Annotated in this window: 18 protein-coding genes, 4 pseudogenes and 1 riboswitch; of the genes and pseudogenes, 19 read left to right on the top strand and 3 right to left on the bottom strand. The window is 38.6% G+C overall.

What is annotated here, in order from left to right; translation table 11 throughout:
• The first annotated feature begins 327 nt into the window (after positions 1-327).
• A complete protein-coding gene (gene argS, locus V192_RS0102085) occupies positions 328-2,019 on the top strand; it encodes an arginine--tRNA ligase (protein ID WP_025868729.1) in 1,692 nt (563 codons plus the stop codon).
• 48 nt (positions 2,020-2,067) lie between these two features.
• On the opposite strand, the gene V192_RS0102090 is transcribed toward argS, so the two are convergent.
• Positions 2,068-3,021: a Gfo/Idh/MocA family protein gene (locus V192_RS0102090; protein WP_025868730.1), complete on the bottom strand. Its 954-nt coding sequence runs from the start codon at positions 3,019-3,021 to the stop codon at positions 2,068-2,070.
• 224 nt (positions 3,022-3,245) lie between these two features.
• On the opposite strand from V192_RS0102090, the gene V192_RS0102095 reads away from it, so the two are divergent.
• The 9 genes from V192_RS0102095 (at position 3,246) to purB (ending at position 10,688) form a co-directional block, all read left to right on the top strand.
• Positions 3,246-3,767 carry a hypothetical protein gene (locus tag V192_RS0102095; protein ID WP_025868731.1) on the top strand — a complete coding sequence of 174 codons (522 nt, stop codon included), beginning with the start codon at positions 3,246-3,248 and terminating at the stop codon, positions 3,765-3,767.
• A 20-nt stretch (positions 3,768-3,787) separates the two neighbouring features.
• Positions 3,788-3,988 carry a hypothetical protein gene (locus V192_RS0102100; protein WP_025868732.1) on the top strand — a complete coding sequence of 67 codons (201 nt, stop codon included), beginning with the start codon at positions 3,788-3,790 and terminating at the stop codon, positions 3,986-3,988.
• A gap of 85 nt (positions 3,989-4,073) precedes the next feature.
• Positions 4,074-4,697, top strand: coding sequence for a glycoside hydrolase family 73 protein (locus tag V192_RS0102105; RefSeq protein WP_025868733.1), 624 nt, complete (start codon positions 4,074-4,076; stop codon positions 4,695-4,697).
• Positions 4,698-4,725: 28 nt separating this feature from the next.
• On the top strand, positions 4,726-5,409 hold the full coding sequence (locus tag V192_RS0102110; RefSeq protein WP_025868734.1) for a beta/alpha barrel domain-containing protein: 684 nt from the start codon (positions 4,726-4,728) through the stop codon (positions 5,407-5,409).
• Between the two features lie 115 nt (positions 5,410-5,524).
• A riboswitch (purine riboswitch) is annotated at positions 5,525-5,622 on the top strand.
• Between the two features lie 82 nt (positions 5,623-5,704).
• A complete protein-coding gene (locus tag V192_RS0102115) occupies positions 5,705-6,286 on the top strand; it encodes a xanthine phosphoribosyltransferase (RefSeq protein WP_025868735.1) in 582 nt (193 codons plus the stop codon).
• A 2-nt stretch (positions 6,287-6,288) separates the two neighbouring features.
• Positions 6,289-7,617 carry a nucleobase:cation symporter-2 family protein gene (locus tag V192_RS0102120; RefSeq protein ID WP_025868736.1) on the top strand — a complete coding sequence of 443 codons (1,329 nt, stop codon included), beginning with the start codon at positions 6,289-6,291 and terminating at the stop codon, positions 7,615-7,617.
• 155 nt (positions 7,618-7,772) lie between these two features.
• Positions 7,773-8,261: a 5-(carboxyamino)imidazole ribonucleotide mutase gene (gene purE, locus V192_RS0102125; protein ID WP_025868737.1), complete on the top strand. Its 489-nt coding sequence runs from the start codon at positions 7,773-7,775 to the stop codon at positions 8,259-8,261.
• On the top strand, positions 8,254-9,375 hold the full coding sequence (gene purK / locus V192_RS0102130; protein ID WP_025868738.1) for a 5-(carboxyamino)imidazole ribonucleotide synthase: 1,122 nt from the start codon (positions 8,254-8,256) through the stop codon (positions 9,373-9,375). The genes purE and purK overlap by 8 nt, the downstream gene beginning before the upstream one ends.
• 17 nt (positions 9,376-9,392) lie before the next feature.
• A complete protein-coding gene (gene purB, locus V192_RS0102135) occupies positions 9,393-10,688 on the top strand; it encodes an adenylosuccinate lyase (protein ID WP_025868739.1) in 1,296 nt (431 codons plus the stop codon).
• A 116-nt stretch (positions 10,689-10,804) separates the two neighbouring features.
• Here purB and V192_RS0102140 read toward each other — a convergent pair whose 3' ends face one another.
• Together V192_RS0102140 and V192_RS0102145 are read right to left on the bottom strand one after the other, a co-directional pair.
• Positions 10,805-11,128, bottom strand: coding sequence for an inorganic pyrophosphatase (locus V192_RS0102140; protein WP_025868740.1), 324 nt, complete (start codon positions 11,126-11,128; stop codon positions 10,805-10,807).
• 81 nt (positions 11,129-11,209) lie between these two features.
• Entirely contained in the window at positions 11,210-11,596 is a 387-nt protein-coding gene (locus V192_RS0102145) for a hypothetical protein (protein ID WP_025868741.1), read from the bottom strand.
• Positions 11,597-11,902: 306 nt separating this feature from the next.
• Between V192_RS0102145 and purC the strand changes: the two genes are divergently transcribed.
• From purC to purD, 9 genes and pseudogenes are all read left to right on the top strand, one after another.
• Positions 11,903-12,619, top strand: a complete 717-nt coding sequence (gene purC, locus V192_RS0102150) for a phosphoribosylaminoimidazolesuccinocarboxamide synthase (protein ID WP_025868742.1) — start codon at positions 11,903-11,905, stop codon at positions 12,617-12,619.
• Positions 12,620-12,641: 22 nt separating this feature from the next.
• Positions 12,642-12,890, top strand: coding sequence for a phosphoribosylformylglycinamidine synthase subunit PurS (purS, locus tag V192_RS0102155; RefSeq protein WP_025868743.1), 249 nt, complete (start codon positions 12,642-12,644; stop codon positions 12,888-12,890).
• Positions 12,891-12,892: 2 nt separating this feature from the next.
• Positions 12,893-13,576, top strand: coding sequence for a phosphoribosylformylglycinamidine synthase subunit PurQ (gene purQ, locus V192_RS0102160; protein ID WP_025868744.1), 684 nt, complete (start codon positions 12,893-12,895; stop codon positions 13,574-13,576).
• Positions 13,573-15,794, top strand: a pseudogene (gene purL, locus V192_RS19015) (phosphoribosylformylglycinamidine synthase subunit PurL). Before purQ ends, purL begins: the two are co-directional and overlap by 4 nt.
• Positions 15,779-17,218, top strand: a complete 1,440-nt coding sequence (purF, locus tag V192_RS0102170; protein WP_025868745.1) for an amidophosphoribosyltransferase — start codon at positions 15,779-15,781, stop codon at positions 17,216-17,218. Before purL ends, purF begins: the two are co-directional and overlap by 16 nt.
• Positions 17,219-17,277: 59 nt before the next feature.
• Entirely contained in the window at positions 17,278-18,318 is a 1,041-nt protein-coding gene (gene purM / locus V192_RS0102175) for a phosphoribosylformylglycinamidine cyclo-ligase (RefSeq protein WP_025868746.1), read from the top strand.
• A gap of 2 nt (positions 18,319-18,320) precedes the next feature.
• A pseudogene (gene purN, locus V192_RS19020) lies at positions 18,321-18,904 on the top strand (phosphoribosylglycinamide formyltransferase).
• A pseudogene (gene purH, locus V192_RS19025) lies at positions 18,901-20,441 on the top strand (bifunctional phosphoribosylaminoimidazolecarboxamide formyltransferase/IMP cyclohydrolase). Before purN ends, purH begins: the two co-directional pseudogenes overlap by 4 nt.
• Before the next feature lie 12 nt (positions 20,442-20,453).
• Positions 20,454-21,721 (top strand): annotated as a pseudogene (gene purD, locus V192_RS19030) (phosphoribosylamine--glycine ligase).
• Positions 21,722-21,974: the final 253 nt, after the last annotated feature.

Consider the following 21,974-nt stretch of genomic DNA (forward strand, 5'->3'; position numbering starts at 1 on the left):
TGATGAACAGTACTTGGCGACCAAAGGGAGAGAAGTAACCTTACTAGGAATCACTACACTACACTTCGTTTGGGACTCATCAATTTCTAGGAGCAAAAGCTCTAAGAATTGAAGGACTGTGACTGGCTTTGCCAGAGCAGATGATGAACAGTACTTGGCGACCAAAGGGAGAGAAGTAACCTTACTAGGAATCACCAAGCACCTTTGATCTAGAAAAACAGTAGTAGCAGTTCCTCAAAACAAAGAACATCTAAACTAAAGACAATGAAAATACTCAACGAGTAAGTTCCTATCAATCAATAAAACCCAACCATTAGGAGGATATATATGAACAACAAAGCAATCGTAGCAAAAGCCATTTACGAAGTGGTAAAAGATGACCTAACTTTAGAGAACGTTACACAATTATTGGAAAATCCTAAATCTGTCGATCACGGTGATGTAGCCTTTCCAGCTTTTTCATTAGCTAAAGTCTACCGCAAAGCACCCCAGCAAATTGCTGCTGATTTAGCAGAAAAAATCGCTGGAACAGACTTTGAAAAAATCGAAGTCGTTGGACCTTACTTAAACTTTTTCATGAATAAAAAAATGATCAGCCAAGCAGTGATCGGTCAAATTGCCAAAGAAAAAGGGCACTATGGAGATAGTTCAATCGGTGATAAAGGTAATGTACCAATTGATATGTCTTCACCTAATATTGCAAAACCAATTTCAATGGGACATCTACGTTCAACGGTAATCGGGAATTCGATTGCTTTTATCCTTGAAAAAATTGGTTACACACCGATTCGTATCAACCACTTAGGTGATTGGGGCACACAGTTTGGTAAACTGATCGTAGCTTACAAAAAATGGGGTTCAGAAGAATCAGTCAAAACGGCACCAATCACTGAACTATTGCGTTTGTATGTACAGTTTCATGAAGAAGCTGAAACCCAACCTGAATTAGAAGAAGAAGCTCGTGCTTGGTTTAAAAAATTAGAAGAAGGCGACGCAGAAGCAACTGAATTATGGCAATGGTTCCGTACAGAATCATTAAAAGAATTTGATAAAATTTATTCTATGCTGGAAGTTTCTTTTGATTCGTACAATGGTGAAGCTTTCTACAACGATAAAATGGATGAAATCGTAACAATGCTGGAAGAAAAACATTTATTGCAAGAAAATCAAGGAGCTGAAATCGTTGATTTAACTGCGTATGATCTAAATCCGGCATTGATCAAAAAATCTGATGGCGCAACGCTCTATATCACACGTGATTTAGCAGCAGCCGTTTACCGCAAACGCAACTATGATTTTGCAAAATCACTCTATGTTGTCGGAAATGAACAAAGCAATCACTTTAAACAACTAAAAGCAGTTTTAAATGAACTTGGATTTGATTGGTCGAAAGACATGCATCATATACCGTTTGGTTTGATCACGCAAGGTGGTAAAAAACTATCAACGCGTAAAGGGAAAATCGTTTTACTTGAAGAAGTGTTGAATGAAGCGGTCGAGTTAGCAAATAAACAAATTATGGAGAAAAATCCTGATTTACCAGATCGTGAAGAAGTTGCTAGACAAGTTGGGATCGGCTCTGTTATTTTCCACGACTTAAAAAATGATCGATTGAATAACTTTGACTTTGTTTTAGAGGAAGTTGTTCGTTTTGAAGGTGAAACAGGTCCTTACGTGCAATATACACATGCACGTGCTATGAGTATTTTAAGAAAAGCTAATTTCACTATCGATGAAACGAAAGAGTACGCATTAGATGATAAAGAAAGCTGGGAAGTCATTAAGTTATTGCAAAAATTCCCAGACGTTGTCATGCAAGCAGCGGATAAATATGAACCTTCAGTTATTGCAAAACATGCGATTCAAGTAGCTCAAGCGTTCAATAAATACTATGCCCATGTGAAAATCTTAGTAGAAGATGAGCAAAAGGAATCACGCTTAGCTTTAGTTTATGCAATGGCAACAATTATTAAAGAGGATCTACGTCTGTTGGGTTTACATGCGCCAAATGAAATGTAATAAATTAGCTGAGACAAATGAGCAGTAGCTCGTTTTGTCTCAGCTTTATTATTTAGTCCAATTTTGTTGCATTTGATCTAGCAGATCGATGACATCCTTTGTTAAAAACAGCGAACGATTCGTTTTTTCTCCTTCGATCATTTTAACCATATTGGTGATTTCATAGTTCAATGCTTGATTACTGTCGCCAGAAACAATTGTTTCTACAGTTCCATCATTAAAGAAAATCTTTGCTTCATCCGCTCGTGGATAGTCGTTGATTACAATATAAGCATCCTCAAAAGCGACGATTCCTTGTTTTGGCATTTTTGCTTGGAAACTTAAAGAAACAGTTGCCATTTCTTGTGCTTGATTTTGCAGGATAGTAGCCGACTGTTCATCTACACCAGTTGAAAAAGGTTGCATAACAGAGGCAATCACTTTTGGTTGTGAGGTAAAGAACCAACGGGCAAAAGAGACTGCGTACGTTCCAATATCTAAAAGAGCACCACCTGCTAAATCAGGATTGAAAAAGCGGTTCAACGGATCAGGCTCTTTATAACTGCCAAAAGGAGCTTGGATCATTTTTAACTTGCCAAAACGTTTCGTATCAATTTGACTTCGCAACTCTTCGTATAAAGGCATATTAAAAATCGTCATTGCCTCAGCTAAAATCAAGCCTTTTTCTTCAGCTAATTTCATTGCCTTAGCTAATTCTGCACTATTCATCGTAATCGCTTTTTCACAAAGGACGTGCTTTCCAGCGGATAAAGCGCTCAAAATATGTTCGATATGTTGTCGATTAGGCACAGCAACATAAACAATATCGATTGTTTCATCAGCTAATAACGCTTCAAAAGAACCGTAAGCAGATTGGATACCGTATTCTTTTGCAAATGCTTCGGCTTTAGACAAGGTTCTAGAGGCAACTGCTGTGATCTTGCTATTTTCTTGTTGGAAACTTTCCGCAAAGCTCGTTGCGATTTCCCCAAGTCCGATAATGCCCCAATTGTAATACTTCATAAATAATCCTCCTTAAATTAAAAGCGTAGCTAGATAGTTTAACTTGTATAAATCTATTATACATGAGAAGCTCAAAATGGTGGTTTATTTTGGACACATGCTAGCAATTGTCTAATTATTTGTGGACATCAGCTGAATCTTTCTTAAAAATAAAGAAATAAGTGATGCAAAGAGATGCAATTTTTTGATATTTTCAGTAAAATAGGGAAAAGGGGGCAAATGACATGCACCAAATGTATATAGATATTCTCATCGATGCAATTATAGAACAATTTGAAACAGAAGAAAAATTTTATACTGAGTATCTCCAAACCTCAAAAGAAAACTGGGAAAACTGGAAAAAAGGCAGAATTAATTTAACCAGTGAAGAAATGCAAAAAGTCAAAAATTTGTTTTCTGATTATGAATGGATGCTAACGCAAAAAATATTACGTCAAACAATCCTCTTCCCAGAAAAAAGAAATATTGCTGTTTCCGAGTATAAACGTTTAAAAACATTGATCGCTAAAAAATGGCTCCAGTCCGGATCAGGCATTGCTGAGCTGATTCCTTCAAAAACGAATCGTGAAGAAGCAGAACAAACGTTTATTGATTTAAAAGTAACGGTTTCTTATGGCGAATGGGGCTTTGATGATATTGTGACGTTTCGATTACCGGCTACATTACAAGGTCAATTAGAGGGCTCAAAAGTAGAATTACTTGATTGGGTAAATGAAAATTTGATGGGTACTTACGTTGGTGAATAAGTAAGTAAGGGAGTTTTTTTGTGAAACAGATTTTAGGAATCTTATCCGTCATTATAGTTTTAGGGGCTGTGATTTTTGTCTTTTTTGGTCACGCTGCACCAAAAGAAAAAACAAAAAACACGAGTGAAGAGACAAAAGAGACGAGTGTGACAATTCCAACAACTACGTCTGAAATACAAACGAATACATCGACAACTATGACTACAACAGCTGTTGATTGATTGTATGAATAAAAACTGATATAATCAGTCAGCCATTGTCCTGAACGAATGTGCAGGAACGAATACAAAACAAAGTAGGGAATGTATGAATAGTCCAAGATATAAAAAGAAAAAAACAAGAAAAGCGAATCTACCTGCACTGTTTGCAGGCTTGTTGATTGTGGGTGTAGCATTCATCTTTTCAATCAATGTATTGTCAGATAGTTCTAAAACAGTGGAGGAGTCTGCTCAACAAAAAGAGGAAGTAACAAAAGAACAGTTCATTGATAGAATAAGTCCTCATGCTAAAGAGTTACAAGCTTCATATGGTGTTTTACCTAGCATCATCATTGGTCAAGGAATCTTAGAATCAAATTGGGGGCAGAGTACTCTTGCATCTAAATATAATAACTTATTTGGTATCAAAGCTTACGGGGATCAAGAAAAAGTCAACCTTGAAACTAGGGAATATATCAATGAAGAGTGGATTGTTATCCAAGGTGATTTTAGAGTCTATAATACGTGGGAAGAGTCCATGGATGATCATACTCGTTTATTCGTTGATGGTGTAACGTGGAATCCTCGCTTATATGAGCATGTTCTTTTAGCAAAAAATTACAAACAGGCAGCACATGCCTTGCAAGCTGCTGGCTATGCAACGGATCCAACTTACGCTGACAAAGTCATACACGTGATCGAAAGTTATGATCTGAATCAGTATGATCATTGATTACCGTTATAATAAAGGAGTGTATTGAATGAACGAAAAATGGGTACCGGAGATCGTGACACCTTTAAAACAAGATATTGTTCAAGTGCCTAAAGTGATTGCGCAGGCAAGTGGAATACGAATCTTTGGAAAAAAAATCAAATCAATTATTTTTACAACAGATATTGCTATTATTCGAAATACAGATGCAAATGCAGTAATTGCTGTTTATCCATTTACACCACATCCGGCAATTACAAAGAGTATCATAGAAGCCGCAGACATTCCTGTTTTTTCAGGTGTTGGAGGCGGGCTGACTCAAGGTCAACGTTCTGCTTATATGAGCTTATTTGCAGAAGCTCAAGGATCGATCGGAGTGGTATTAAATGGTCCAACGCCAGTTGAGACGGTAGAAATGGTTTGTGAAGTGGTAGATATTCCTGTAGTTAGTACAGTAACTTCAATTCATACGCCGATTGATGAAAAAATTGCTGCAGGAATAACAATGATCAATATCAGTGCAGGCAAGAATACAGCTAAGACGGTGAAGTTTTTCCGGGAGCGCTATCCGGAATTGCCAATTATTGCAACGGGTGGCCCAACGGATGAATCCATTACTGAAACGATTGAAGCCGGTGCGAATGCAATTACATATACGCCGCCTAGTAATGGGGAGCTTTTTAGCCATAAAATGGATAAATATAGAAATTTAGAAAAGAAGAATGATGTATAGTAAAAGTTAAACAATGTCTAAAAATATAAAAATTTATAGATGTAATGATAAACTCTGTAAAATTTCAATGAAAAAATTATTTTTTTCATTGAAATTTTCAGAGTTTTGTACTATTGTATACTAATACAAAGAAGCTTATATATGGTCATAATAAGGATGACCGTCTCTACCCAACGCCGTAAATGTTGGTCTATAAGCGAAAAAGAGTCGTGGACCCTTTTTTGCTTACGCAGAAAAGGTTTTTTTGTTTTTATAGAAATGTCGTATAGAAAAAATTGGTGAAGGAGTCGGAAAAATGGAAGAATTAGTACAACGAATCAAAGAAGATGGACGAGTTTTGGGAGAAGGTGTCTTAAAAGTAGACAGTTTTGTGACCCATCAAGTAGATCCAGATTTGATGGAGGCAATTGGCTATCGTTTTGCTGAAGTATTTGCGGAAGCAGGCATTACCAAAGTCGTTACGATTGAAGCGTCGGGAATTGCTCCAGCTCTTTTTGCGGCGAAGAAATTAGCGGTACCGATGATTTTTGCCCGCAAAGCAAAAAGTTTAACGATGGATGAGGAATTGCTGACTTCTTCTGTTTATTCATTTACTAAACAAGTAACAAGTCAAATTTCTATCTCAAGAAAATTTTTGTCAAGCGAAGATAAAGTATTGATCATTGATGATTTTTTGGCGAATGGCCAAGCGGCAAAAGGATTAGTTGAATTGTGCCAACAAGCAGGAGCGAATGTTGACGGAATTGGTATTGTTATTGAAAAATCTTTCCAAGATGGCCGGGACTTATTAGAAGAAATGGGAATGCGTGTCGTTTCGTTGGCTCGGATTGCTTCTTTAAAAAATGGCGAAGTTGAATTTCTTGAGGGGGATGCATAAACTTGGAAAGCAAAGGCAATCTAAAAGAGCAATTAAAACAACCAGATGCTGAGAATGGCAAGGCAGCAGTTTTAGGTTTGCAGCACCTATTGGCGATGTATGCTGGAGCTGTAGCGGTGCCATTACTAATCGGGACTGGCTTGAATTTTAATTCTGAACAAATGACGTATTTGATTTCAATTGATATTTTTATGTGTGGTATCGCAACCTTACTGCAGTTGACTGTAAATAAATTTTTTGGGATTGGCTTACCTGTAGTACTTGGTTGTGCGATCCAAGCCGTTGCGCCATTGATCATGATTGGTAGTGATAAAGGTGTGGGTGCAATTTATGGCTCAATTATCGCTTCAGGTATTTTTGTGGTATTGGTTTCAGGGATATTCTCGAAAATCAAGAAATTGTTCCCACCGTTAGTAACAGGAACGGTCATTACAGTTATTGGTTTAACGTTGATTCCAGTAGCCGTTGAAAAAATGGGCGGTGGTGTGGCAGCTGATCCAACTTTTGGTGATGGGACTAATCTACTGTTAGCTTTTGTAACGATTGGCTTGATCATAGTGATCCAAGTGTGGGGTAGAGGATTTATAAAATCAATTGCTGTATTGGTTGGTTTAGTTGGGGGCACGATTTTGGCCGCATTGTTAGGTCAAGTAGATTTAACACCAGTAGGAGAAGCAACTTGGTTTCATTTTCCCCAACCTTTTTATTTTGGTACACCAACATTTGATGTTTCTTCCATTGTGTTGATGATTATTATTTCAATTGTTAGTATGGTTGAATCGACAGGGGTTTATTTTGCCTTAGGCGACATTACTGGGAAACATATTGGAGAAGAAGAGCTGAAAAAAGGCTATCGGGCAGAAGGTTTGGCAGTCATTTTAGGCGGTATTTTCAATACATTCCCTTATACTGGTTTTTCTCAAAATGTTGGATTAGTTCAGTTATCCGGTATTAAAACACGTCGCCCCATTTACTACTCAGCATTCTTCTTAATTGTGTTAGGCTTACTACCAAAAGTTGGCGCTGTTGCTCAAATCATTCCAGAACCTGTTTTAGGTGGTGGAATGTTAGTGATGTTTGGTATGGTAGCTGTTCAAGGAATGCGGATGCTATCAAAAGTTGATTATAATAATGATAAGAATTTATTGATCATTGCCATTTCGATTGGTTTTGGTCTTGGGTTCAATATGATTCCGACATTGTTCCAGCAAATGCCTGAGACAGTAAGAATGTTTACTGGAAATGGTATTGTTATGAGCAGTCTAACAGCAATTATTTTGAATTTATTGTTCAATGGATTAAAAAATGAGGAAGAAATCGAAGAACATTAAAAAAAGAAAAACCGGATAATTATTCGGTTTTTCTTTTTTTGTTCGTTATAAGCGAACATTAATATTAAAAAAATCTATAATATTCGATTTTATTTTGACAGGTAAGAATTCCATTGATAAAATGTAAGGTGAATAGAGAAAGAAAGGGGAATAGTATGCCTGTCGTAGTTTCAGTGGTTATGGGAAGTACATCTGATTGGACAACAATGAAACATGCGTGTGATTCTTTAGAAGCATTTAACATTTCTTATGAAAAAAAAGTAGTCTCGGCACATCGGACACCTGATTTTATGTTTGAGTTTGCGGAGCAAGCGCGTGCTCGGGGGATCAAGGTTATTATTGCTGGTGCTGGAGGAGCGGCTCATTTACCTGGGATGATTGCTGCTAAAACGACTTTACCTGTTATTGGTGTTCCAATTCAATCTCAAGCACTTAATGGATTGGACTCATTGTTGTCGATTGTCCAAATGCCTGGTGGAGTTCCTGTGGCAACAACTGCAATTGGAAAAGCGGGAGCAGTCAACGCCGGACTACTTGCAGTTCAGATGCTTTCCATGTATGATGTAGAGTTAGCAGGGAAATTAGACGCTAAGCGTAAATTTCTTGAAGAATCTGTGATGGAAAGTAGTGATGAACTTGAATAAACCTCTATTACCGGGACAAATGATCGGTATTATTGGTGGCGGACAATTAGGCAGAATGATGGCACTTAGCGCACGAGAAATGGGTTTTCGTGTAGGAGTGTTGGATCCGACTGTTGATTGCCCTGCTGCTCAAGTCGCCGATTGGCATTTATTAGCTGATTATGATGACATAGAAGCGTTAGAAGAACTGGCAAAGCGCTCGCAGGTGTTAACTTACGAGTTTGAAAATGTAGATGTTGGAGCGCTGATGCAAGTTCAAGAATTGGTAAGCATCCCTCAAGGAACCGATCTTTTAGCGATCACTCAAGATCGATTATTGGAAAAATCCTTTTTGGAGGCTAATAACATTGTGATTGCGCCTTTTGCTACAATTGTTAGCCCTACGGATATTCAAGATGCTATTGATGGAATCGGTTATCCTTGTGTATTAAAAACGACACGTGGCGGATATGATGGTAAAGGCCAATTTGTTTTATATAGCACATCTGATTTGGCTCCTTCAATGAATATCCTTAGAGAAGGCACTTGCGTGTTAGAAGCGTGGATTCCGTATGAAAAAGAAATCTCAGTATTAGTAAGTGGAAATGGTAAAGGTGAGTTCACCGTTTTTCCCGTTGTTGAAAATATTCACCGAAATAATATTTTACATGAAACGATCGCACCAGCGAGGGTAAGCGAAGATGTTGTGGAGGAAGCTCAGCGAATCGCCCGAGTGATTGCAGAGTCTGTGGATCTTTCCGGTACATTGGCTGTAGAAATGTTTTTAACAAGCAATGGCGGGATTTACGTCAACGAATTGGCACCAAGACCTCATAACTCTGGACATTATTCGATCGAAGCGTGTTCTATGAGTCAGTTTGATGCGCACATTCGAGGGATTTGCGGCTGGCCGTTACCGGAAGTCGATCTGTTGTCAGAAGCGGTGATGGTCAATATTTTAGGGAATGAGATCTATGAAACCATGGATGTTATTGCTGAAAAACCAGATTGGCATTTCCATTATTATGGTAAAGCAGAAGCGAAAAAAGATCGTAAAATGGGACATATCACTATTTTGACAGAAGATATTTTTGAGACATTAGAAGATATATATCAAACCAATATTTGGGATTAAAAGGAGTAAATATACGAATGATTGATCGTTATACACGCCCAGAAATGGGCGCTATTTGGACAGATGAAAATCGCTACAAAGCTTGGTTGGAAGTAGAAATTCTTGCAGATGAGGCTTGGGCTGAATTAGGTGAGATACCAAAAGAAGATGTACAAAAGATTCGCGATAATGCTTCATTTGATGTGGCTCGCATTTTAGAAATCGAAGCAGAAACAAGACATGATGTCGTAGCCTTTACGCGTGCAGTTTCAGAAACGTTGGGAGAAGAACGTAAGTGGGTACACTATGGTTTGACAAGTACTGATGTAGTTGATACAGCCTATGGTTATCAGCTTAAGCAGGCAAATGATATTTTGCGGAAAGACTTAAAAAAATTCACTGAAATCGTTGGTGAAAAAGCAAAAGAACATAAATATACGGTGATGATGGGGCGTACCCATGGTGTTCATGCAGAACCGACTACTTTTGGGTTGAAATTGGCTCTCTGGTATTCTGAGATGAAAAGAAACATAGAACGTTTTGAACATGCCGCAAAAGGTGTAGAAGCTGGGAAAATTAGTGGTGCAGTAGGAACGTTTGCAAATATTTCTCCTTTTGTGGAAGAATATGTATGTGAGCATTTAGGAATCCGTGCACAGGAAATTTCTACTCAAGTTTTACCAAGAGATCTACATGCGGAATATTTATCTGCAATGGCTTTAGTAGCAACCAGTATTGAGAAGTTTGCTACAGAGATTCGAGGTTTACAAAAATCAGAAACAAGAGAAGTAGAAGAATTTTTTGCCAAAGGCCAAAAAGGTTCCTCTGCGATGCCACATAAGCGTAATCCGATTGGCTCTGAAAATATGACAGGCCTTGCTCGTGTTATTCGCGGTCATATGGTAACTGCCTATGAAAATGTAACTTTATGGCATGAACGGGATATCTCTCATTCGTCGGCTGAGCGAATCATTATTCCAGATACAACGATCCTATTGGATTATATGTTGAATCGATTTGCTAATATTGTCCAAAATCTAACAGTTTTCCCAGAAAATATGAAACGAAATATGGATGCCACATATGGGCTGATCTATAGTCAGCGTGTGCTACTGAAGTTGATCGATCATGGTATGGCAAGGGAAGCGGCTTATGATTTAGTACAGCCAAAAACGGCCTATGCTTGGGATCATCAAACGGCCTTTAGACCATTATTGGATGCAGATGAGAAGATTACTACTGTTTTATCCAAAAAAGAATTAGATGATGCATTTGATTATAATTATCATTTGAAAAATGTTGATTTTATTTTTGAACGCGTAGGGCTTGCATAAAAATGTCAAGGAGATCTAGAAATTTTTTGTTTCTGCTTTCCACTTATCTGAATTTTAAGGGTCTGAGGTATAACTCAACGAGTTATACCTCAGACCCTTGTTTTATTTTCGTAATATCAAAGAAGCTCAACGTAGCTATCAAAGTGTTGTTCAATAAAGTAAGTTTGATTGATAATTTCCTCTTCAGAGATAGAAGAGCCTTCCGGAATTACGATCCACTTTGTCTCATTATCGTCACGTCTATGGATAATTGCTGAAACTATACCAATAAATGAGTCTAACTTATCAACTGGCCCATTTAAAATATATGCGTCTTGTTCTTCCTCATCGCCGCCGATCACTCCTGAAATATAGCCATAATTAATTGGGTAGATATTTCCAAAAGCATCTTGATAACCAACGGGACGATCGATCGTGACGGACACTTTCAATTTTTCCACATTATCCCTCCTTTATTACATAAAAAATCTTAATGAAAACTCTACGAGTTCAAATTAAGATTTTCAAATGGTGTCGTTCATTTAAACTGTGATTTCTCGGAAACTCTGTAAAGGTGAAGCGGTTGGAGCTTTTAAATTTGCGAGTAATTGATCAATAAAAACATAGCTATACTCAGTTGAATTTAAATAGACATGAATACAATAGTTATTTTTAAAAAAGTGTTGTTCATGAATCTGATGGATAACTAACTCGTTGTTCCATTTATTCATATAGCGGAATGTTCGCTTACGTCTTTCGGAATGACGATGAACCGCACGTTTTAAATTTTTGAATGTGTAGTAAGAACTATGTTGATTTAATTTGTGAACGTCTTCTAAAGCGAGTAAATCATTATATAATCTTGTTCTTTCTTCTGGTACTAATCCTGCCAAAAACTCCTGCGTTAAGCTGTCATAATCGCTAGTCATTCTTGTGTTCCCTCCTAAAAAATCATCACTAATTGTAATAAGAATAAAGTGAATTTTTTAACGTTTTCTTCTTCATTAGCATACCATTTTTCTTTGTTGTTGTAAATGCTTACAAGTTCTTTTTGATTCGTTGGCTATTATTATTCATCATATCGTTTAAACACGAACATTAAATGGTTTTATTGTGTTTATTGTTAATAAAAAGTTGACTGAGAGAAAGAGCCTTGCTAAACTGTAAATAAGAATAAACACGAACTATTTATATTTTTTTGTAGTTAACGTGCGTGAAAAGGAGCGTTTAAACTGTTGGAAGAGAATACCTTGTTGTATGAAGGAAAGGCAAAGCGATTGTTTAAAACAGATGATTCTAAAATACTGAGAGTTGAATATTTAGATCAAGCAACAGCATTGAATGGTGTTAGAAAGGACACTGTAGCAGGTAAAGCTGATTTGAATAATAAAATTACGGTGTTGATCTTTGAACAATTAAAGAAAAAAGGCCTTCAAAATCATTTGATTAAAAAAATATCAAAAAGCGAACAATTAGTAGAGGCACTTGAAATTATTCCTTTGGAAGTTGTGATTAGAAATGTTTCAGCTGGAAGCTTTGCCAAACGCCTTGAAATTCTGGAAGGACAGCAGTTGCCCTTTCCTGTTTTAGAATTTTACTATAAAGATGATTCTCTTGATGATCCGTTTATTAATGACGATCATGTTAAAATTTTAGAAATTGCCTCAAACCGAGAAATTGACTTCATAAAAAAAGAAGCACATCAAATCAATCTATTGTTGATTGATTTATTTGAAAAAATTGGGATTCGCTTGATTGATTTTAAAATCGAGTTTGGCCGTCGAGAAGATGGAACTATTTTATTAGCGGATGAAATCACACCAGATACCTGTCGTTTGTGGGATAAGCAAACAAATGAGCATTTAGATAAAGATGTTTATCGTAGAAATCTGGGTGATATTGTACCGGTTTATCAGGACGTTCTCGAACGCCTAGAGCGAGCATTTTACTAAAAATAAAGGAGTGTTAGTTATTATGTATAATGTAAAAGTATATGTGACGTACAAAAGTTCCGTGCTGGATCCTCAAGGTGAAGCGGTTAAAGGAGCTGTTCACCGTCTTGGCTTTGACGAAATCGAGGAGGTCCGAATTGGGAAGTATTTTGAAATCAAGGTAAAACAAACTCAGAAACCTATTAAATCAGTTATTGAGGAAATCTGTGACAAGTTGCTGGCTAACGTTAATATGGAAACTTATCGATACGAAATCGAGGAGGAAGCTTAAAAATGAAGTTTGCGGTAATTGTTTTCCCAGGATCTAATTGTGATATGGACCTTTTATGGGCAGTCAAAGATATATTAAAAGCTGATGCTGAGTATGTTCGTCATGACGCAGATAGTTTAGTTGGATTTGATGGCGTGTTGATCCCTGGTGGATTTTCTTATGGAGATTATCTTCGGTGTGGTGCAATCGCTCGTTTTTCAAAAATCATCCGTGAAGTCATCCGTTTTGCTGATGAAGGAAAACCAGTTTTTGGGACGTGTAATGGATTTCAAATATTAACGGAAGTAGGTCTTTTGCCAGGTGCTTTGCTGCGCAATGAATCGCTTCATTTTGTTTGTAAAACAGTTAAATTAACAGTGGTTAATAATCAGACAGATTTTACCTCAGAATATCAAAAAGATGAAATTATTCAGTTGCCGATTGCACATGGAGAAGGAAATTATTATTGTGATGAAGCAACGTTGGCACAATTAGAGGCGAATAATCAGATCGTATTTACTTATGCTGATGAGAATCCTAATGGAAGTTTGGCAAATATCGCAGGAATCATCAATGAAAAAGGGAATGTACTGGGCATGATGCCTCACCCAGAACGTGCAGTAGAAAGCTTGTTAGGTTCGAAAGACGGTTTACGTTTTTTCCAATCGATTGTTAAAAATTATAGAAAGGTTAGGGAAAACGTATGATGAAAGTGAAAGAGCCGACACCTCAGGAAATCAAAAATCAACGGATTTATGCCGAGTGGGGCTTGACCGACGAGGAATATCAGCTGATCGAAGAAACTATTTTAGGTCGTATGCCCAATTATACCGAAACAGGATTGTTTTCTGTGATGTGGAGTGAACATTGCTCTTATAAAAATTCAAAACCTGTCTTAAGAAAGTTTCCAGTAACAGGTCCAAACGTTTTACAAGGTCCAGGCGAAGGCGCAGGTATCGTTGATATCGGAGATGGTCAGGCGGTTGTCTTCAAAGCGGAGAGCCATAATCATCCCTCAGCAGTTGAACCATATGAAGGAGCTGCTACAGGCGTTGGCGGGATCATTCGTGATATTTTTAGTATGGGTGCAAGACCTATCGCAATTTTAGATTCATTGCGCTTTGGCGAGTTGACCAATGAGCGGACAAAATATCTTTTAGAAGAAGTGGTAGCCGGTATCAGTGGTTATGGAACTGTATTGGTATTCCAACTGTTGGTGGTGAAGTAGCTTTTGATCCGTGTTATGAAGGCAATCCCTTAGTAAATGCGATGTGTGTTGGGGTGATCGACCATCAAGATATTCAAAAAGGGCAAGCCAAAGGAGTCGGTAACGCTATCATGTATGTCGGGGCGAAAACAGGACGCGACGGGATTCATGGTGCAACATTTGCTTCTGAGGAATTTATTGAAGGGGAACAACAACAACGGTCGGCCGTGCAAGTGGGTGATCCATTTATGGAAAAATTATTGCTGGAAGCGTGTTTGGAATTGATCTTAGAACATTCAGATATTTTGGTTGGAATTCAGGATATGGGTGCAGCAGGATTGGTATCTTCAAGTGCGGAAATGGCCTCAAAAGCAGGCTCGGGCTTGATTTTAGAGTTGGATGATGTACCTCAGCGGGAAAGTGGAATGACGCCGTATGAAATGATGCTTTCAGAATCTCAAGAGCGAATGCTGATTTGTGTTCAAAAAGGGCATGAAGCAGAAGTTGTTTCATTGTTTCAAAAATATGAATTAGATGCTGTAGCGATTGGAGAAGTTACGGATGATGGATTATATCGTTTGAACCATAACGGTGTAGAGGTCGCTAATCTACCAGTTGATGCTCTAGCAGAAGATGCACCAGTATATACTAAAGCACGTCAGGAACCAGCAAGAATCAAAAAATTTGAAGCATTAGAAGATTTTCAGCCTGAAATAGTTGACGGCGCACAAACGCTATTACAATTACTTCAGTGTCCGACGATTGCCTCTAAAAAAATGATTTATGAAACGTATGATTCCCAAGTACGGACCAATACAGTTGTTGCTTCGGGAAGTGATGCTGCCGTTTTACGGATACGGGGAACAAAAAAAGCGTTAGCGATGACGACAGATTGTAATGCACGTTATCTTTATTTAAATCCAGAAATAGGTGGACAAATTGCAGTAGCTGAAGCTGCTAGAAATATTGTAGCCAGCGGTGGTCAGCCCTTAGCTATTACTGATTGTTTAAACTACGGATCACCAGACAAACCAGAGGTATTCTGGGAGCTTTGGACTTCGGCTGATGGAATTGCTAAAGCTTGTGAAGTTTTGGAAGCACCAGTAATCTCAGGCAATGTTTCTTTATATAATGAGACGAATAGCCAAGCGATTTATCCGACTCCAGTCATTGGGATGGTAGGCTTGATCGATGATTTAGCAGACATTACAACGCAAGATTTTAAAAATAACGGAGACCTCATTTATGTCTTAGGAGAAACAAAACCTGATTTTAATGGTAGTGAGTTGCAAAAGATGATTCTTGGCTTGGTTGAAGGGAAATTAATGGACTTTGATTTAGCTGTTGAAAAGGAAAATCAGCAATTAGTGCTGACTGCAATCAGAGCGGGTTTGATCCAAAGTGCTCATGATTGTTCTGAAGGTGGTTTGGGAGTTGCTTTAGCGGAATCAGCTTTTAAAAATGGATTAGGAATCGATGCGGCGTTGGATATGTCTGTAGCTCTTCTCTTTTCGGAAACGCAGTCCAGATTTGTTGTATCGATCAAACCAGAAAATCAGGCGAGATTTGAAGAAATGATGCGTGCTAAGGCACATTTTATTGGAAAAGTAACTGATGATGGAACGATTCGTATACAAATGAAAGATCAAACAATCAAAGTGGTGACACAAACAGCCAAAGCGTTGTGGGAGGAAGCTATTCCATGTCTTATGAAGTGAAAAGTTTAAATGAGGAATGTGGTATTTTTGGTATTTGGGGACATCAGGATGCCGCTCGCGTAACGTACTTTGGTTTGCATAGTTTACAACATCGAGGGCAAGAAGGTGCAGGTATCGTTTCAAATCATGAGGGGAAATTAAATGGTTATCGTGGGCTCGGTTTGCTTTCTGAGGTGTTTAAAGATGATCGTTCATTAAAGGCGTTGAGTGGAAATTCTGCGATCGGACATGTTCGTTATGCAACTGCTGGAAACGGTAGCGTGGATAATATTCAGCCGTTCTTGTTTAAATTTTATGATGGTGCCTGTGGTTTAGCGCATAACGGAAATTTGACAAATGCAAAAACGTTAAGAAATGAATTAGAACAAGACGGAGCGATTTTTCATTCAAACTCGGATACTGAGATTTTGATGCATTTGATCCGCCGCAGTAAACAGCCGACATTTATTGAACGCTTGAAAGAAAGTTTAAGAACGGTAAAAGGTGGATTTGCTTACTTATTAATGACTGAGACCGCGATGATTGCAGCGCTGGATCCAAATGCTTTTCGACCGTTATCGATTGGTCAAATGAAAAATGGGGCGTATGTGATTGCTAGCGAAACTTGTGCACTAGAAGTTATTGGTGCTAGATTTGTTCGTGATGTCGGACCGGGAGAGGTAATCATCATTGATGATACTGGCTACAAAGTTGAAATATATACAGAACACACACAGTATGCAATTTGCTCGATGGAGTATATCTATTTTGCCAGACCAGATTCCAATATAGCTGGGGTCAATGTTCACACTGCGCGAAAAAATATGGGTAAACGTTTAGCTCAAGAAGCACCAATCGATGCCGATATGGTCGTCGGCGTACCTAATTCATCTCTTTCAGCTGCAAGTGGTTATGCTGAGGCTAGTGGAATTCCGTATGAAATGGGGTTAGTAAAAAATCAGTATATAGCTCGTACCTTTATTCAACCAACACAAGAATTGAGAGAACAAGGGGTCAGAATGAAGCTTTCAGCTGTACGCGGTGTGGTAGAAGGAAAAAAAGTGATCATGGTGGATGATTCGTTGGTTCGGGGAACGACAAGTCGCCGCATAGTCGAACTACTTAAAGAAGCTGGTGCAAAAGAGGTACATGTCAGGATTGCTTCGCCACCGCTAAGATTTCCTTGTTTTTACGGAATCGATATTCAAACTAGAAAAGAATTGATTGCCGCTAATCATTCAGTATCTGAAATTGAGCAGTTGATTACAGCAGATTCCTTATGTTTTCTGAGTGAACAAGGCTTGATTGATGCTATTGGATTGTCGTACGATGCTCCATATTCTGGCTTGTGCATGGCCTATTTCAATGGGGATTACCCAACGCCATTATATGATTATGAAGAGAAGTACCGAGCGTCTTTGAAAGAAAAAATTAGTTTTGCTTAGCAAGAAACGACTAGAGAAAAAGTTGATTTATTTTTAATGGATAGTTAGGAGGAACCTGAGTGGCAAATGCCTATGCAAAAGCTGGTGTAGATGTTGAAGCTGGCTATGAAGTAGTCGAAAGAATCAAAAAGCATGTAAAAAAAACGGACCGGTTAGGTGTGATGGGAACACTTGGCGGTTTTGGTGGTTGTTTCGATTTAAGTACGGTGGAAGTGAAGGAGCCTGTCTTGATTTCGGGAACAGACGGGGTAGGAACCAAATTGATGGTTGCCATTCAAGAAAATAAGCATGATACAATAGGGATCGATTGCGTGGCAATGTGCGTAAACGATATTGTTGCTCAAGGAGCTGAGCCGTTGTATTTTCTAGATTATATTGCGACAGGGAAGAATCAGCCAGAACGCTTGGAACAAGTTGTTGCAGGGATAGCAGAAGGCTGTGTGCAAGCAGGCGCAGCATTGATTGGCGGCGAAACAGCTGAAATGCCTGGGATGTATAATGATAATGAATACGACCTCGCTGGATTTGCTGTTGGAATCGCTGAAAAAAGTCAGTTGATCACAGGAAGTGCTATCCAAAAAGGAGACGTTCTGATTGGATTATCCTCAAGTGGTATTCATTCAAATGGCTACTCGTTAGTACGAAAAATCTTTTTTGAGACACATCAGTTAACAGGGCAAAGTGTTCTTCCAGAGTTAAACGAAAAGACCTTAGGAACTGAACTTTTAACGCCTACAAAAATCTATGTAAATACAATACTACCTCTAGTAAAACAGGAACTAGTGAATGGTATTGCTCACATTACAGGTGGCGGCTTTGTAGAGAATATTCCTCGAATGTTACCTCAAGGTTTGGCTGCGGAAATTTATCTAGGAACTTGGCCGTCATTACCTATTTTTACGGCATTAGAAAAGTATGGTCAAATTCCTAAAATGGAGATGTATGAGATTTTCAATATGGGAATTGGCATGGTTTTGTCTATTTCACCTGATAAAGTCGATGACGTGCGGACTATTTTAAGCGAGCTGAACGAACCAAGTTATGTCATTGGACGCGTGACTGCAGATGAGAAGCAAGCGATTGTTTTTAAAGAGGTGTAAGAATGAAATTAGCGGTATTTGCTTCAGGGAACGGTAGCAACTTTCAAGCAATCGCTGAAGCTGTAGTAGCAGGAGTGATCGATGCAGAAATTACGCTACTGTTTTGCGATAAAAGAGATGCTTATGTAGTACAACGAGCGAAATCTTTGTTGATTCCAGTGATTTCTTTTTCGCCAAACGATTTTTCGTCAAAAGCGATGTATGAAGCAGAGATTCTTCATTTGCTTGAGGAAGAACAGATCGACTTAGTCATTTTGGCAGGATACATGAGAATTGTCGGCCCTACTTTGCTGGAAGTATTTTCAAATCGGATAATCAATATCCACCCATCTTTGTTACCCGATTTTCCTGGGTTGCATGGTATTAAAGATGCGTTTTATGCAAAAGTTCCTGAAACAGGCGTGACTATCCATTATGTCGATGACGGTGTTGACACAGGCCGATCATCGCACAAGAAAAAATAGAAATCAAAGCAACTGACAGTCTTGATTCTTTAGAAGAAAAAATCCATAGAGTAGAGCATAAACTATATCCAAGTGTCTTAGCGAAACTCATTAAAAATCAGCAAGGAGAGAGTGATTTATGATAAAAAAAAGAGCGTTGATCAGTGTTTCGGATAAAACAGGAGTGGCTGATTTTGCTAGGGGATTGGCTGATCATGGAATAGAAATTATTTCTACTGGAGGAACGAAAGCTGTTCTTGAGCAAGCAGGTATTCCAACTATTTCCATTGAAGAGGTCACAGATTTTCCAGAGATGATGGATGGGCGGGTCAAAACACTTCATCCTAAAATCCATGGTGGATTGTTGGGACGTCGTGATGTGGATGCTCATGTTCAAGCGATGGAAATTTATGGTATTCAACCAATCGATGTTGTTTGTGTCAATTTATACCCATTTAAAGAAACAATCTTGAAAGCTGATGTAACGCAAGATCAAGCGATTGAAAATATCGATATTGGTGGACCGAGCATGCTGAGAAGCGCTGCTAAAAATCATCAATTTGTGACAGTAGTTGTTGATCCTAATGATTACGATCTTGTATTGTCTGAGCTTTCTAACGCTGAAAAGACAACTTTAGCTACCAGAAAAAAGCTTGCTGCTAAAGTCTTTCGGCATACAGCAGCATATGATGCGTTGATCGCAGGATACTTAACGAAGGCTGTAGATGAAAAAGAACCTGAATCATTGACACTAACATATGATCTAAAACAGCCTTTGCGATACGGAGAAAATAGTCATCAACAAGCGGGTTTTTATCAGGATGCATTGCCTGTATCTTTTTCAATTGCTAGTGCAAAACAACTACACGGTAAAGAATTGTCTTATAATAACATCAAAGATGCTGACGCAGCAATTCGGATTTCCAGAGAATTTGATCAGCCAGCTGTAGTTGCTGTTAAGCATATGAATCCTTGTGGCGTCGGGATTGGCGAAACAATCAATGAGGCGTATCAATACGCATATGAAGCAGATCCTATTTCGATTTTTGGGGGAATCATTGTTTTGAACCGTGAAGTTGATAAGGAGACAGCACAAAAAATGCATGAATTATTTCTGGAAATCATCATCGCACCAAGTTTTTCAAAAGAAGCGTTTGAATTGTTGTGTAGCAAAAAAATCTACGATTGATGACGTTGGATTTCAGTAAAAAAGAGCAAGCGGTGGACGATGAAAAAGTTTCTGTTTTAGGTGGATTGCTGATTCAACATCAAGATATTATTGAAGAAAATGCACAAGAATGGCAGGTTGTAACGAAGAGACAGCCAACAAGTGAGGAGCTGACGGCTTTGGAATTTGCTTGGAAAACGGTCAAACATGTGAAAAGTAATGCGATCGTTGTGGCAGATGCACACCAAACATTAGGGATTGGTGCAGGCCAAATGAATCGTGTTGGTTCTGTTCAAATTGCGATAGAGCAGGCTGGAACTATGCTTGATGGAGCTGTCTTAGCAAGCGATGCTTTTTTCCCAATGGGTGATAGCGTAGAGTATGCTGGCAAGCGTGGAATCAAGGCAATCGTGCAACCAGGAGGTAGTATCAAGGACCAGGAATCAATCGAGATGGCAGATAAATATGGCATTGCCATGTTGTTTACAAAAATTAGACACTTTAGACATTAAAAGGAGAATTTGATGGGATTAACGATTTTAGTCATTGGAAGCGGCGGCAGAGAACATGCAATTGCCCAAAAATTGCTTCAGAGTTCTAAGGTAGCGACAGTTTTTTGTGCAAGAGGAAATGCCGGAATGAAAAGAGACGGGATTCAACTGGTAGATATTGCCGAAGATGATCACTCTGGATTGATCAAATTTGCCAAAGAAAATGCGGTCGATTGGACGTTTATCGGACCTGAGTTACCATTGTTGAACGGGATTGTGGATGACTTTCGCATGGCAGGATTGCTGGCATTTGGTCCATTGAAAGCAGCAGCGCTTATTGAAGGATCAAAAGATTTTGCCAAAGAATTAATGAATAAATATAAAATCCCTACCGCTGATCATCAGACGTTTTTTGATTTTGAAGAGGCAAAAGCTTATGTACTTGAAAAAGGCACACCGATCGTTATTAAAGCGGATGGGTTAGCAGCTGGTAAAGGTGTTGTTGTCGCGCAGGACATTGACACTGCACTCACAGCATTAAGAGATATGCTCACGCAAAATAAATTCGGATCGAGCGGTGCAAAAGTAGTGATCGAAGAGTTTCTTAGTGGTGAAGAATTTTCTTTATTGGCTTTTGTAAGAGATCAAGAAGTCTATCCAATGGTAATTGCTCAAGATCATAAACGGGCATATGAAGGCGATCTTGGACCAAATACTGGCGGGATGGGCGCCTACGCCCCGGTACCGCAAATTCCTGATAAAATGGTTGTCGAAGCAATTGAATCAATCGTGAAGCCAACTGTAAGAGGCTTAGCTGCTGAAGGAAGAGCATTTACGGGTATCTTATATACTGGTTTGATTGTAACCGAAGATGGACCTAAAGTGATTGAATTTAATGCTCGATTCGGCGATCCAGAAACCCAAGTTGTGTTACAGCGTTTAGAGAGTGATTTTGCTCAAATCATTGACGACTTACTAAAAGGACGGCAGCCTATAGTTGAATGGAAAAAAGAAGGCTATAGCTAGGCGTTGTTGTCGCAGCTGTAGGCTACCCCAATACGTATGAAAAAGGCTACCCAATTCCTGATTTTTCTGATTTAAAAGCAGCGCACATTTATTACGCTGGAGTAAAAGAGCGGGAAGATCAGCTAGTTTCAAATGGCGGACGCGTGTACCTTGTTGAAGCGAGTGGAAAAACATTGCAGGAAGCGCAAAAAGCTGTGTACACACTTTTAAATAAAGTCGATACAGCTGGTACATTTTATCGAAAGGATATAGGTTTTAAAGGAGTAATTGATTAAACGAAACAGTTCAAGGATCCATTTAGTTTCGCTTTGTAAATAATGAAGAATCAGATAATAAGGAACCAAAAGGTGAGAGGTCGATTCAATAAAATGACCCCTAAGTCAGCATTTTTTTTAAATCGGCACGGAGGTCAAGATCGGAATAGCTGGAACTAAATAAAAATACATGCTGGTTTTAACTGTGCCAATTCTTTTCATAGGAAAATTCGAGTTCAAAGGGGATTGAATAAGCAGACTAGATTAGAAGCTA

Origin of the sequence: Enterococcus crotali (assembly GCF_000633635.1) — a bacterium.
Taxonomy (GTDB): domain Bacteria; phylum Bacillota; class Bacilli; order Lactobacillales; family Enterococcaceae; genus Enterococcus_L; species Enterococcus_L crotali.

What these genes read in the sequence shown, in the direction of transcription:
- V192_RS0102105 (WP_025868733.1), top strand. Translation starts at nt 4,074, where the DNA reads ATGAATAGTCCAAGATATAAAAAGAAAAAAACAAGAAAAGCGAATCTA.
- purB (WP_025868739.1), top strand. Translation starts at nt 9,393, where the DNA reads ATGATTGATCGTTATACACGCCCAGAAATGGGCGCTATTTGGACAGAT.
- V192_RS0102110 (WP_025868734.1), top strand. Translation starts at nt 4,726, where the DNA reads ATGAACGAAAAATGGGTACCGGAGATCGTGACACCTTTAAAACAAGAT.
- V192_RS0102145 (WP_025868741.1), bottom strand. Translation starts at nt 11,596, where the DNA reads ATGACTAGCGATTATGACAGCTTAACGCAGGAGTTTTTGGCAGGATTA.
- purE (WP_025868737.1), top strand. Translation starts at nt 7,773, where the DNA reads ATGCCTGTCGTAGTTTCAGTGGTTATGGGAAGTACATCTGATTGGACA.
- argS (WP_025868729.1), top strand. Translation starts at nt 328, where the DNA reads ATGAACAACAAAGCAATCGTAGCAAAAGCCATTTACGAAGTGGTAAAA.
- purQ (WP_025868744.1), top strand. Translation starts at nt 12,893, where the DNA reads ATGAAGTTTGCGGTAATTGTTTTCCCAGGATCTAATTGTGATATGGAC.
- purS (WP_025868743.1), top strand. Translation starts at nt 12,642, where the DNA reads ATGTATAATGTAAAAGTATATGTGACGTACAAAAGTTCCGTGCTGGAT.
- V192_RS0102115 (WP_025868735.1), top strand. Translation starts at nt 5,705, where the DNA reads ATGGAAGAATTAGTACAACGAATCAAAGAAGATGGACGAGTTTTGGGA.
- V192_RS0102095 (WP_025868731.1), top strand. Translation starts at nt 3,246, where the DNA reads ATGCACCAAATGTATATAGATATTCTCATCGATGCAATTATAGAACAA.
- V192_RS0102090 (WP_025868730.1), bottom strand. Translation starts at nt 3,021, where the DNA reads ATGAAGTATTACAATTGGGGCATTATCGGACTTGGGGAAATCGCAACG.
- purF (WP_025868745.1), top strand. Translation starts at nt 15,779, where the DNA reads ATGTCTTATGAAGTGAAAAGTTTAAATGAGGAATGTGGTATTTTTGGT.